14 protein-coding genes are annotated in these 12,335 nt (G+C 71.8%); 11 read left to right on the top strand and 3 right to left on the bottom strand.

The genetic code is table 11. The features are described from left to right. Positions 1 to 113 precede the first annotated feature (113 nt). Genes ACIA8D_RS06130 through ACIA8D_RS06150 form a run of 5 tightly spaced genes read left to right on the top strand, consistent with a single transcriptional unit; the run spans position 114 to position 3,551 of the window. Entirely contained in the window at positions 114 to 620 is a 507-nt protein-coding gene (locus ACIA8D_RS06130; RefSeq protein ID WP_399229162.1) for a hypothetical protein, read from the top strand. After that, positions 617 to 946 carry a transcriptional regulator gene (locus ACIA8D_RS06135; RefSeq protein ID WP_399229164.1) on the top strand — a complete coding sequence of 110 codons (330 nt, stop codon included), beginning with the start codon at positions 617 to 619 and terminating at the stop codon, positions 944 to 946. Before ACIA8D_RS06130 ends, ACIA8D_RS06135 begins: the two co-directional genes overlap by 4 nt. Continuing rightward, positions 943 to 1,866 (top strand): ABC transporter ATP-binding protein, encoded by a 924-nt coding sequence (locus tag ACIA8D_RS06140; RefSeq protein WP_399229165.1) that lies wholly within the window; start codon positions 943 to 945, stop codon positions 1,864 to 1,866. Before ACIA8D_RS06135 ends, ACIA8D_RS06140 begins: the two co-directional genes overlap by 4 nt. A gap of 11 nt (positions 1,867 to 1,877) precedes the next feature. Beyond that, complete coding sequence (locus ACIA8D_RS06145; RefSeq protein WP_399229668.1) at positions 1,878 to 2,711, top strand: ABC transporter permease; 834 nt, start codon at positions 1,878 to 1,880, stop codon at positions 2,709 to 2,711. A 9-nt stretch (positions 2,712 to 2,720) separates the two neighbouring features. Further along, a complete protein-coding gene (locus ACIA8D_RS06150; RefSeq protein ID WP_399229167.1) occupies positions 2,721 to 3,551 on the top strand; it encodes a class I SAM-dependent methyltransferase in 831 nt (276 codons plus the stop codon). Here ACIA8D_RS06150 and ACIA8D_RS06155 read toward each other — a convergent pair. Beyond that, positions 3,485 to 4,477 carry a kinase gene (locus ACIA8D_RS06155; RefSeq protein ID WP_399229669.1) on the bottom strand — a complete coding sequence of 331 codons (993 nt, stop codon included), beginning with the start codon at positions 4,475 to 4,477 and terminating at the stop codon, positions 3,485 to 3,487. The two genes, ACIA8D_RS06150 and ACIA8D_RS06155, sit on opposite strands and share 67 nt — an antisense overlap. Positions 4,478 to 4,597: 120 nt before the next feature. Between ACIA8D_RS06155 and ACIA8D_RS06160 the strand changes: the two genes are divergently transcribed. From ACIA8D_RS06160 to ACIA8D_RS06185, 6 genes are read left to right on the top strand one after another with little or no spacing between them, the layout of a single operon-like run. Continuing rightward, positions 4,598 to 5,629: a pyridoxal-phosphate dependent enzyme gene (locus ACIA8D_RS06160; protein WP_399229169.1), complete on the top strand. Its 1,032-nt coding sequence runs from the start codon at positions 4,598 to 4,600 to the stop codon at positions 5,627 to 5,629. Between the two features lie 54 nt (positions 5,630 to 5,683). After that, complete coding sequence (locus tag ACIA8D_RS06165; RefSeq protein WP_399229171.1) at positions 5,684 to 6,505, top strand: Rossmann-like domain-containing protein; 822 nt, start codon at positions 5,684 to 5,686, stop codon at positions 6,503 to 6,505. Continuing rightward, positions 6,502 to 7,785: an MFS transporter gene (locus ACIA8D_RS06170; RefSeq protein WP_399229173.1), complete on the top strand. Its 1,284-nt coding sequence runs from the start codon at positions 6,502 to 6,504 to the stop codon at positions 7,783 to 7,785. The genes ACIA8D_RS06165 and ACIA8D_RS06170 overlap by 4 nt, the downstream gene beginning before the upstream one ends. Next, positions 7,785 to 8,834 carry a FecCD family ABC transporter permease gene (locus ACIA8D_RS06175; protein WP_399229174.1) on the top strand — a complete coding sequence of 350 codons (1,050 nt, stop codon included), beginning with the start codon at positions 7,785 to 7,787 and terminating at the stop codon, positions 8,832 to 8,834. Before ACIA8D_RS06170 ends, ACIA8D_RS06175 begins: the two co-directional genes overlap by 1 nt. A gap of 1 nt (position 8,835) precedes the next feature. Continuing rightward, complete coding sequence (locus tag ACIA8D_RS06180; RefSeq protein ID WP_399229176.1) at positions 8,836 to 9,633, top strand: ABC transporter ATP-binding protein; 798 nt, start codon at positions 8,836 to 8,838, stop codon at positions 9,631 to 9,633. Beyond that, the gene (locus ACIA8D_RS06185) at positions 9,624 to 10,619 is read left to right on the top strand and encodes an ABC transporter substrate-binding protein (protein ID WP_399229178.1); all 996 of its coding nucleotides are present in this window, start codon (positions 9,624 to 9,626) and stop codon (positions 10,617 to 10,619) included. Before ACIA8D_RS06180 ends, ACIA8D_RS06185 begins: the two co-directional genes overlap by 10 nt. A gap of 6 nt (positions 10,620 to 10,625) precedes the next feature. Here the strand turns inward: ACIA8D_RS06185 and ACIA8D_RS06190 are convergent, their stop codons facing one another. Both ACIA8D_RS06190 and ACIA8D_RS06195 read right to left on the bottom strand, forming a co-directional pair. Beyond that, positions 10,626 to 11,444 (bottom strand): SAM-dependent methyltransferase, encoded by an 819-nt coding sequence (locus ACIA8D_RS06190; protein WP_399229180.1) that lies wholly within the window; start codon positions 11,442 to 11,444, stop codon positions 10,626 to 10,628. Between the two features lie 114 nt (positions 11,445 to 11,558). Beyond that, the gene (locus tag ACIA8D_RS06195; RefSeq protein ID WP_399229181.1) at positions 11,559 to 12,008 is read right to left on the bottom strand and encodes an NAD(P)H-dependent oxidoreductase; all 450 of its coding nucleotides are present in this window, start codon (positions 12,006 to 12,008) and stop codon (positions 11,559 to 11,561) included. Positions 12,009 to 12,335: the final 327 nt, after the last annotated feature.

Genomic DNA, 12,335 nt, shown 5'->3' on the forward strand with positions numbered 1-12,335 from the left:
GTTGTGCTGCCATCAATTTCTTCTTTACTGAGCAGCCGTTCACTTGCCTACTGGGAAAGTCGCTCGTAACTTTCCCCCCAGGAAAGTGGAGCGTGGACGGGAGGGCGAGACACGTGAGCACACCGGTGGACGCCGAACAGGCGTGGAGAGATCTGCAGCGCATCCGTGTGCCGCAGGAGCGGGTGTACGACGAGGTGGAGCGGTCGGCGACGACCGGCCCCGGCAGCCCGTGGGCCACGGCCGTGATCATGTGGCTGTTCCTGGCCGGCCTGGGTCTGGAGCTGCCCGGGTGGGGCGTGGTCCTGGTCATGGTGGCGTACGTCGCGGTGCTGAGCGGGCTTGGCGTGCGTCACCAGCGGCGCAGCCGGGTGCGCCTGCACCACACCCGGTGCACGTCGCGGATGTTCGCCACCCTCGTGGCGGGCGCGGTGGTGACCGGTACGACGGTCCTGGTCTGCGGCCGCCTGGTCGACTCGCTGGAGCCGCTCACCGGGAGCCTGATCCAGGCCACGGCATCGGCCGGGGTGTTCGTGCTGTTCGTGGGGCCGACAAGCCGCTGGGCCGCCAGGTCCGCGCGGCGCCACGAAACGCGGACGACCGGCACGGAGGCGGGCCGATGAGCGTTCCCGCCGGCTTCGACGAACTGATCCACCCCGCCACCCGACTTTCGGTGGTCTCGCTGCTCGCCGCGACGGAGTGGGCGGAGTTCCCCTTCGTCCGCGACAGCCTCTCGCTCAGTGACTCCGCGCTCTCCAAGCAGCTGCACACCCTTGAGGAGGCGGGCTACCTGGAGCTCCGCAAGGAGGGCGGCGGCCGCAACCGGCGCACCAGGGTGCGGCTGACCGACCGCGGGCGCACCGCCTTCGAGGGACATGTCTCGGCGCTCCGGGCGATCGTCGAGGGCGCCGGTTCGGCGGTCACCACACCCTCGGGGGCACGGCGATGACGGCGGAGCACACATCCGAACGCCCCGTCGTCCACGCCCGCGACATCACGATGACGTACGGCGACACCGACGTGCTGCACGGCGTGGACCTGGACATCCGGCGCGGCGAGGTCTTCGCGCTGCTCGGGCCCAACGGTGCGGGGAAGACGACCACGGTCGAGGTCCTGGAGGGCTTCCGGCGCCGTTCCGCGGGGGACGTGAGCGTACTCGGCACGGACCCGGAGCACGGCGACGACGCATGGCGGGCCCGCATCGGGCTCGTCCTGCAGTCCTGGCGCGACCACGGACGCTGGCGGGTCGGCGAGCTGCTGCGGCACTTCGCCACGTACTACCCGGACCCGCGCGCCCCGGACGAGCTGGTGGCCCTGGTCGGCCTCACCGAGCAGGCCGACCGGCAGGTGTCCCGGCTGTCCGGCGGTCAGCGCCGGCGCCTCGACGTGGCGCTCGGCATCGTCGGCCGCCCCGAACTCCTCTTCCTGGACGAGCCGACGACCGGTTTCGACCCGGAGGCGCGGTACGAGTTCCACGCGCTGGTCGAGCGTCTGGCCCGCGACGAACGGGTCACCGTCCTGCTGACCACCCACGATCTGGCGGAGGCCGAGCGGCTCGCCGACCGGATCGCCATGCTGGTCGGTGGCCGGATCCGGGCCTGCGGCACACCCGCGGACCTGGCCCGGCGGGCGGCCGCCCGCGCCGAGGTCCGCTGGACCTCCGAGGACGGCACACCGCGCCGCGAGCGCACTGCGGATCCCTCGCAGCTCGTGTGGGACCTCCACCGGTACGCGCCGGGCCCCATCGCCGACCTGGAGGTCCGTCGGCCGACACTGGAGGACACGTATCTGCACATGGTGAACCTGGCGGCCGACGGCACGGACATCGACGCGGAGCCGGACGGGGACGAGGAGGCACGGGCCGCATGAGCAATCCGTCCATGACGAACAGCTGGCGTGCCGGGTTCCAGCGCGGCGGCATCGAGCTGCGGCACCTGATGCGCAACGGCAAGGAACTGTCCGGCCACCTGACCAACGTGGTCGTCGCGCTGCTCGTCGCCGCGTACATCAGCAGCGACGTTCCGGGCACCGACACCCCGATGGCTCACCTGGTGGTGGCGGGCTTCGCCGCCTACCTCCTCTTCCAGGTCGGCCTTGTCACGCTCCCGCAGATTCTCGTGACGGAGCGGGAGGAGGGTGCCCTGCTGCGGCTGCGTGCCACGCCCGGCGGGATTCCGGCGTACCTGGTCGCCAAGTGCCTGCTGATCGTGGCCGTTTCGGTCGCCACCCTGGCGCTGCTCCTGGCGGCCGCCGCGCTGCTGGCCGACGGCCCCGTGCCGCAGGGGCCGGGCGGCTGGCTGACGCTGGTGTGGGTCACGACGCTCGGGCTGCTGGCCGTCGTACCGCTCGGCGCCGCCATCGGCGCGGTGCTGCCCAACCCTCGCGAGGCGCTGGCCCTGATCATGCTGCCGGTGATGGGCCTCCTGATCACCTCCGGAGCGGTGTTCCCGCTCACCGTGCTGCCTGTTCCCGTGCAGCAGGCGGCGTCGGTGTTCCCGCTCAAGTGGATGGCACAGGGCCTGCGTTCGGCGCTGCTACCCGACGCGGCACGCGCCGCCGAACCGGCCGGCTCCTGGGAACTCCCCATGGTCGCCCTCGCCCTGACCGCCTGGGCCGTCCTCGGATTCCTCCTCGCGATCCCCCTGCTGCGCCGTGCCGCCCGCCGCGAATCGGGCTCCCGCATGACCCAGCGCCATCGCAAGGCGGCGCTCTAGGGTGGCCCCATGGAGACCGGAGAGCCGAGCAGGACCGCCACCGCTGTCGCGCGGGCCAGGGCGCAGCATCAGGTGGCGGACGAGCCGCGGGTGTTCACCGACCCGTTCGCCGTCCGCGTCGTGGGCGAAGCGGCTCTGGGCGAGGGCGAGTTCGACCAGGGGCTCGATCCGGATTTCGTGCGCAGGCGCCGGATGTGGATCGCCGCGCGCAGCCGGTTCGCCGACGACGCGGTGGCCGAGGCCATCGCCTCGGGGTGTCGGCAAGTGATGGTGCTCGGGGCGGGGCTCGACACGTCCGCCCTTCGCAACGTCCACTCCGACGTACGGTTCTTCGAGGTCGACCACCCCGATACGCAGCGCTGGAAGCGGCACCGGCTGGCCGAGGCCGGGATCGCGGTGCCGGCCACGCTGACGTTCGTCCCGGTCGACTTCGAGTCCGCGACGCTCGCCGAGGGCCTTGCCGCGGCGGACTTCGACCGTGCGCGCGCGACGGTGTTCCTCATGCTCGGCGTCGCCGCGTACCTGACGCACCCCTCCCTCACCGCCACCTGGCGCTACGTCGCCGAGCAGGGCGGCCCAACAGCCTTGGTGATGGACTATCTGCACCCGGTGGCCGGCGCGGCTGCCGCCGCCCTGGGCGAGCGGGCCCAGCGCGTCGCGGCCGCCGGTGAGCCGTGGCTGTCCTCGTTCACGGCGGGCGAGTTGCGTGACGAACTGCTCGGGGCGGGCTTCTCCACGGTCGACGACCGGTCCGCCGCGGAGGTCCTCGGTCACTACCTGGGCAGGACCGTGACGGACTCGCTGGGGTCCGGCCACCTGGTGCGCGCCACGGTGGCCTGAGGCCCGGCACCCTCCTCCCGGCAGAAGCTGAGCGTCCGGTACGGCGTCGCCGCGCCCGCCAGTTCGGCGCAGGCCCGGGACGCCGCCGTCGTGCGGTGCGGGCAGGACGGGTCGCGGGCGTCGAGCAGGATACCCAGCGCCGTGCCGCTGTGGCCGACCACGACGCCGAGGCCGCCCACGTCACGGCAGATGTCACGCATCGGCTCCAGCCATCGCTTGGGGTGCACCGCCTGGTTGCGGAGCGCGCTGCGGGTCGCGATGTCGCCGACCGTCTCCAGGTCGCCGTGCCGCACCGCCGTGGCGAGCCGGTCGAGCAGACTCGCGTACGCGCGCCGGTCCGCGGCCGTGAACGGTTTCGGGGCCCGGTTGAAGTCGACGGTGTCGACGACCCCGCCCTCGTCGACCCCCACCACGGTCATCCGCGGCAACGACCCGAGCGTGGCACGCAGCCGCACCGAACGGTGGTGGTAGGCGACGATCGCGGGGTACAGCACACCGTCGGTGGGCTCGATGCGGGCGAGGTAGCGCTCGATCCGGCGCGGCGGCATCGGGACGCCGAGCGCCCGCCCCACCGCCCGCGCCGTCGCCACGAGGTCGGCCGACGAACTGGCCAGGCCCTTGCCCTCGGGGATCGCGCTGCGGACGGTGAGCTGCCCGCCCGCCGGGTGTCCCGCGTCCGCGCAGATCATCCGCACCAGCCGCAGCGCCTTCGTCTTGTGCGCCGGCCACACCTGCGGCTCCGCGCGCCGCGGGTCCGGCCGGAAGACGACCCGGGTCCAGCGGGCCACCGGCAGGGTGACGAGGAAGTCACCGTCGTCCTCGGGCAGTTGACCCTGGAGGAGCTCCCCGAAGGTCCCGAAGGCGGTGCCCGCGCCCACCGCGCCCGGCCGTCCGGAGGGCGGCGGACGCTCCCCTGCTTCATCGATCGACTTCACGCACAGATCCTCTCCCCTGGCTCACGGACATCACACTATCGCAATTGACAATCGTTTTCGTTTAATGCTTCTCTCTCCCCTGTCACAGCCGAGCCAGGGGAAGGGATCACTGTGGACGAACACATAGCGGAGGCGGTCAAGGAGCCCCATCTCGTCGCGCTCGAACGGGACTTCGCCTGCCTGCGCTTCGAGACGATGAAGATCTACTCGGCGCTCGGCGCCGTGCGCCACCTGCTCGAGCAGGGGACGATCGAGCCCGGCGACACCCTCATCGACAGTTCCAGCGGCATCTACGCCCATGCGCTCGCCCTCGCGTGTCACCGCTACGGGCTGAGGTGTCACATCGTCGGCTCGACGACCGTGGACCGCGCCCTGCGCGTCCAGCTGGAGATCCTGGGCGCGACCCTCGAACAGGTACGGCCCTCGCAGAGCCTCCGCCTCGACCAGGAGCTGCGCGTGCGCCGCATCGGGGAGATCCTCGAGGCCAACCCCTCGTACCACTGGATGCGCCAGTATCACGACGAGATCCACTACTACGGCTACCGGGACGTGGCCACCAGGCTCGACAAGGAACTGCCCCAAGGACCGGTGGCGTTGACCGGGGGTGTCGGGTCCGGCGCCTCCACGGGCGCCCTGGCCACCTATCTGCGGGAGGCCGGGCGGGAGGTGCGCCTGGTCGGCGTGCAACCCTTCGGCAGTATCACGTTCGGGTCGGAGCACGTCTCGGACCCGGACATGATCATCGCCGGGATCGGCAGCGCCATCGAGTTCCGCAACGTCCGGCACGCGCTCTACGACCGGGTCCACTGGATCGACTTCGACTCCGCCGTGTCGGGCGCGGTCGGCCTGCTGCGGACCAGCGGGATCTTCGCCGGACTCTCCGCGGGCGCGGCCTACTTGGCCGCCCGCTGGGAGCGCGACCTCAACGGTGCGGGCGCGAACCATGTCTTCATCGCCGCCGACACCGGCCATCGGTACGTGGAGAGCGCCTACGTGCAGCACCGCCGGGCGCGCCCCTTGCAGGAGCTCGCCCCGCGCGAGATCGGCTCGCTCGACGAGCTGAGCCTGCCGTGGTCGGCGATGTCCTGGCCCCGGGTGCCGGCCCCCACCGCCCTGCGCGGCGCGGACTCCGCGGCCGCCTGACACACCCTCCCGCCCAATAGCCCATCCGCCTCGCATCCAGCAGAGAGAACCGTCATGTCTCACCAGGCGCCGCACACGGTGGCCGAACTGACCGAAGCCGTACTGGCCGGAGCCATGGGCCCCGACCCGAGGTCCACGAACGTCACCAGCGCCTTCTGGCTCTACCACACGACCCGCCTGGCCGGCGGGCCCGTGACGTACCACAACCACTACCTGCTGCTCCGGGCCGGCGCCGCCTTCGGCGCGTGCTCCTTCGAGGCGGGCGAACTGACCCCGGACTTCTGCGAGAACGCCTCAGGACACTCCCTCGACACCTTGCTCCGCAGCGACTCCACACCGGTGCGGATCGCCGCGCTCGACGCCTACCTCGCGTCGACCGCGCCGCACCGTACGGCGCGGGCCGAGACCGTCGGCCTGCCCGCGGGCACGCCCGAGGTGCGGGCGCACGCGCGGGACGCGGCCATCGCCGGGCTTCTCGACATCGAAGCGGGCGCGAAGGTGGCGCTGATCGGTGTCGTCAATCCGCTGGTCGCGGCGATCCGCGAGCGCGGTGGCGAGTGCCTGCCCTGTGACCTCAACCTGCGGACCACACAGTGGGGCGACCCCGTCACCGACGACATGACCGAGGTCCTGGAGAAGGCCGACGCGGTCGTCGCCACCGGCATGACACTCAGCAACGGCACCTTCGACCTCATCCTCGGGCACTGCCGCGACCAGGGCGTCCCGCTGGTGATGTACGCGCAGAGCGGCAGCGCCGTGGCCCGCGCGTTCCTCGGCTCCGGTGTCACCGCGCTGAACGCCGAGCCGTTCACGTTCTCGCAGTTCAGCGCCGATGAGACCCCGATGTACCGGTACCGCGCCGGGGCCGCCGCGTGAGCGCCGACACCTCCAACTCCGTTGCCTCGCAAGGTCGTTCACCAGGCGATCCGGTCCCCGGCGACCTGGCCATGACCCGGACGCTGTGGCCGCTGCTGCTCGCCTCCGCGGTCGGCCTGCTGCCCTTCTCCGTCTTCAGTACGTACCTGGTCCCCATCGCCGACGAGACGGGCCGGGACGTCGCCACCGTGGGCGGGCTGCGCGGGCTCGGCGGTGTCGCCGCGCTCGCCGTGGGCATGGCCCTCGCTCCACTGATCGACCGGGTGCCCCGGGCACGGGCCGCTGCCGCGGGGCTCGGCCTGCTCGGCGTCGCCGCGGCACTCGGCGCGAGCGGGGGCTTCCTACTGGTGGCCACCTTCTGTCTGCTGACGGGCGCCGCCACCGCCGTCCTCAATCCGGCGCTCGCCGCGGCGGCCGCGGACCGGTTCGGCGACGGCAGGGCGGCGGGGCGGGCCGCCACGCTCGTCTCCGCCACCACGTCGATGACGGCCATGCTCGCCGCCCCGCTCATCGCGCTGCCCGCGATGCTGTGGGGCTGGCAGGGCGACCTCGTCGCCGTCGCCGGCCTGTCGGTGCTGCTCGCCGGCGCACTGCTGGTTCGCGGCCGGACGGACGGTTCGGTCGGGAGCACGGCGGGCGCCGAGGAGCGGCGGCCCGGCTACTTCGCCTCGTTCCGGATGCTGGCGGCCGTCCCCGGCGCCGTACCGCTGCTGCTGGTGTCGGTGCTGCGCACCTCCGTCTTCATGGGATATCTCGCCTACTTGGCGGCGTATTACGACGACCGGTTCGACCTGCACCCCGAGGTGTTCTCCCTGGTGTGGACGCTGAGCGGTGCCTCGTTCTTCGTCAGCAATCTGCTCACCGGGCGCGTGACCAACGCCGAGCACTCCCGCGTCGCGACAGAGCGGCTGCTGGCCGTCGGTGTGGCGGTCGCGCTGGTCAGCGCCGTCGGGTTCTGGTTCACGCACTGGCTGCCGCTCGCCCTGGTGCTCACGTCGCTGCACGCCGCCGCGCACGCGGTGGTCGCGGCCTGCGCGGTCAGCCTCCTGGTACGGCGCTGCGGTCCGTTGCGCGGCACGGCGCTCAGCCTCAACTCCGCGGGGCAGAGTCTGGGCGTGTTCGCCGGTGCCGCCCTCGGCGGGGCCGGGCTCGCCGTCGCGGGCTACCCGGGGATCGCCGTCGCGTTCGGGGCGCTGCTCGCCGTCGCGCTCGGCGCCGCGTGGCTCGTACTGCGGCATGGCCACGGCGAGGACGACCACGAGAGCGAGGACGAGGCGTAATGCGTCGACTCGACTCACGCAGCGGCCTGTTCCTCGTCTGCGCGGCCCTGTTCGGCGCGCTCGTCGTGTCCGTCGTCGTCGCCATCGGGCTCGGCCCGGCGGCGGTGACACCGGGCGAGACCGGGCGCTATCTGTGGGCCGCGCTGAGCGGCGGGCGGATCGGGGCCGCGGAGGAGAGCACGTACCAGATCGTCTGGCAGATCCGCACTCCGCGCGTCCTGCTCGCCGCGCTCGTCGGGGCCGGTCTCAGCGCCGTGGGCACGGCCATCCAGGCGCTGGTGCGCAACGCGCTCGCCGATCCGTTCGTCCTCGGTGTCTCCTCGGGGGCGTCCGTGGGTGCGGTCGCCGTCAAGGTCAGCGGCGCGCTCGCCGCGCTCGGCATCTACGCGATGTCGGCCGGGGCCTTCCTCGGGGCCGTCGCCGCGTCCGTCCTGGTGTACGCGGCCGCGTCCCGCCGGGGCGCGCTGTCGCCGCTGCGGCTCGTGCTGACCGGTGTAGCGATGGCGCTCGGTTTCCAGGCGGTGATGAGCGTCATCGTCTATCTGGCGCCGGACAGCGAGGCCACGTCGACGGTCCTGTACTGGACGATGGGCAGCTTCGGCGCCGCGACCTGGGGTGCGCTGCCCGTCGTCGCCGCGGCCGTGCTGCTGGGCGCGCTCGTCCTGTACCGCAGCAGCCGCACCCTCGATGTGCTCGCGCTCGGCGACGAGACCGCCGGGAGCCTGGGGATCGGCGCGGACCGGCACCGCAAGGCGCTGCTGCTCGTGGTCTCCCTGGTGACAGGTGTGCTGGTGGCGGTCAGCGGTGCCATCAGCTTCGTCGGGCTGGTCATGCCGCATCTGGTGCGGATGGTCGTGGGCGCCTCCCACCGGCTGGTGCTCGCCGTGGCCCCGCTCGCGGGAGCGGTCTTCATGGTCTGGGTCGACCTGGCGTCCCGCACGCTGGTCGCCCCGCGCGAGCTGCCGCTCGGTGTCATCACCGCGCTCATCGGGGTGCCCGTCTTCATCGCCCTGATGCGCCGCAACTCCTATGTGTTCGGAGGGCGTTGAGATGGATCTGGAGCTCGACGGCCTGACCGTCGTCACCGACGGCGCCACCCTGGTGCGCGAACTGTCCCTGCATGTGCCGGAGGGTCGGGTCGTGGGCCTGGTCGGTCCGAACGGCAGTGGCAAGTCCACCGCCGTGCGCTGCGTGTACCGCGCGCTGCGACCCACCACGGGCACGGTCCGCGTCGGCGGCGACGACCTGAGCCGGCTCACGATGCGCGCCGGGGCCCGCGCCGTCGCGGCACTCACCCAGGACGGCACGGTGGACCTCGACTTCACCGTCTCCGAGGTCGTCGCCCTCGGCCGCACCCCGCACCTGAGGAGAAACCAGCACCTCGGCCCGCACGAGCGCGAGTTGTGCGAGCGGACCATGGACCGGCTCGGCATCCGCCACCTCGCACAACGCGGCGTCCTCACCCTTTCCGGCGGGGAGCGGCAGCGCGTCCTGGTGGCCCGCGCCCTCGTCCAGGAACCGGAGATCCTCGTCCTCGACGAACCGACGAACCATCTGGACATCCGCCACCAGGTCGAACTGCTCTCCCTGCTGCGCGGCGCCGGCCTGACCGTCCTCGTCGTCCTGCACGACCTCAACCTGGCCGCCGCGGCCTGCGACCGGCTCGGCGTGCTGAGCCGAGGGCGCCTGGTCGCCTCCGGCACCCCCAAGGACGTCCTCACCCCGGAGCTCGTCGAGGACGTGTTCGGCGTCGGCGCCAGCGTCGTACCCCATCCCCTCACCGGCGACCCGCAGTTGCTCTACACCCTGACCCCGACCCCAGAAGGAAGCCCCACGCCATGTCCGTGACCCGACACACCGTCCTCGGCTGCGCCCTCGCCGCCACCGCGCTCGTCACCACCGCGTGCGGCGCCGACGTCGCCTCCGACGATCCCAAGGCGGCGCGGAAGTCCACTGTCGACCGCTGCGGGCAGAAGGTCGAGTACACCGTTCCACAGCGCGCCGTCGCGTACGAGGCGGGCAGCGCCGACAAGCTGTTCGCGCTCGGCCTGACCGATCACGTCCACGGCTATGTGATGCCTCCGGCCAATCCGCCGGTCAGTGAGTCGCCGTGGGCCTCGGAGTACAAGAAGGTCAGGATGCTCAGCGACGACCTCCTCAACAAGGAGATCGTCGTGGATGCAAAGTCGGACTTCGTGGTCGCGGGCTGGGGCTCCGGCTTCGCCCACGACCGGGGCATCACCCCGGAGATCCTCGACAAGCTCCACATCCAGAGCTTCATGCACACCGAGAGCTGCTTCAACTACCCCAAGTACCCGGAGAGAAAGGCCCCGTTCGAGGCGCTGTACACGGACCTCGCGCGGCTCGGCGCGATCTTCCACGTGGAGAAGCGGGCCGAGAAGGTCGTCGCCGGGCTCAAGAAGCGCGCGGCGGCCGTCACCGAGAAGGCGCCGCGGGGCAAGGACGTACCGGTGTTCCTCTACGACTCCGGCACCGACAAGCCGTTCACGGCCGGCAACCAGGTACCGCCCGACGAGATCATCGCCAAGGCCGGAGGGAGGAACGTCTTCTCCGGCCTCGACGAGCGCTGGACCGAGGTGAACTGGGAGTCCGTCGCCGAGGCCCGGCCGGAGGTCGTCATGATCCTCGACTACGGGGACAAGCCCGCCAAGGAGAAGATCGACTTCCTGAAGCGCTCCCCGCACACGCGCGGGCTGCCGGCCGTCAAGAACGACCGGTTCTTCGTCCTCGACTACAACGAGGGCATCTCGGGCCCCCGCAACATCGACGGCCTGGAGAAGTTCGGCGCGTACCTCCGCGGCCTGCCCAACTGAGCCCGGCTACCGGTCCTTGCGCCCGACACCGCCGAACATCGCGACCTCCGCGGGCTCGGCGGGGTCGCCCGGTCGCGGACGCCAGCGCGTGCAGGAGACGACACCCGGTTCCAGCAGTTCGAGACCGTCGAAGAACCGGGTGATCTGCTCAGGGGTGCGCTGGTTCAGCCGGGGTGTGCCGTTCGCGTTCCAGAAGGCCACCGCCTCGTCCACGTCCGGCATGGCCGGGCTGGTGATGGTGTGCGAGAGCACGAGGTGGCTGCCCGCGGGGAGCGCGTCGAGGAGGCGCCGCACGAATCCGTACGGGTCCTCGTCGTCGGCGACGAAGATGACGACGCCGAGCAGCATCAGCGCGACGGGACGGCTCAAGTCGAGGGTTCTCGCGGCCTGTTCGAGGATCCGGTCGGCGTCGCGCAGGTCGGCGTCCAGGTACTCCGTACGGCCCTCCGGCGTACTGTTCAGCAGTGCCTGGGCGTGCCGCAGGACGATCGGGTCGTTGTCGACGTAGACGCCCCGGGCGTCCGGGGCGATGCGCTGGGCGACCTCGTGGGTGTTGTCGACGGTGGGCAGCCCGGTGCCGATGTCGAGGAACTGGCGCAGGCCCACGTCCTTGGTCAGGTGCTCGACGGCCCGGCCCAGGAATGCGCGGTCCGCACGGGCGTAGTCGGCTATGCCGGGGTGCAGCGTGCGGATCTGTTCGCCCGCGGCCTCGTCGACGGGGTAGAAGTCCTTGCCGCCCAGCCAGTAGTTCCAGATCCGGGCGGTGTGCGGCCTGCTGGTGTCGATACGGGTACGCGGGTTGTCGGACTGCGCGTTGTCGCTCACGGGGTGCGTCTCCCAGCTTGTGTCGAACACGTCCTGGGCGCTCACCCTAGGGCTTGTCGTTTGGACGAGCCCGGCCTGATCCAAACGACAGGCCCTAGTTGTCGCGGAACGACGTCACCCCGCCTGTGCCAACGCCACGGTCCGTCCGCCGAGCGCCACGGAGAACCGGTCCGTGACCTCGGCGAGCGCCGCGGCGGACGGCTCGGCGACGATCAACTCCCCGCCCTCGCCGACCGTGACGTCCCGGTCGAGGGTGAACCAGCCGGGCAGGATGTGGTGCGGGCCCATCGAGTTCAGGACGGGCCGCAGGGCGTAGTCGAGGGCCAGGACGTGGGCCGTGCTGCCGCCCGTGGCCAGGGGCAGCACGGTCTTTCCGGCGAGCGCGTCGACGACTGCCGGGTGACCGAACTGGGCCCCCAGCAGCGCGTCGGCGGGCAGGGTGCGCACCTGCAGCGAGGTCACCTCGTGCCCCTGGCCGCGCAGCCGTTCGTCGAGATGTTCCAGGAGACGGGCGGTGCGGGACGTGGCGGAGGGGCTGCCGGATACGGAGAGGATGCGGGCCATGGTGGGACCTTTCGTGCGCGTGGGCACACCGGAGGGAAGGGCGGAACCCGGTGCGGGAGGCATGACGGGACGACGGGCCGGGCTCGGAGAGCCGGCGGTCAGGAAGGGGCGCCCCCGAAGTCCCCCGAGAAGTCACGGGATCTCAGGAAATCCGAAGGAGGAGGGCCGCAGAGAAGGGCTTCAGAAGAGGGCCACAGGCGCGCTGGAAGCTGCGTGGAGGGGAGAAATCAGCGACAGAGCGCGCTGCACGTGCGCCGCAGGCCCACGTAGAGGCACACCACTCCGGGGGGGGGGCGTCGTCAGCATGTCCGCATCCTCACCTGCCCC

The organism is Streptomyces sp. NPDC051684 (assembly GCF_044453445.1).
Classification (GTDB): Bacteria; Actinomycetota; Actinomycetes; order Streptomycetales; family Streptomycetaceae; genus Streptomyces.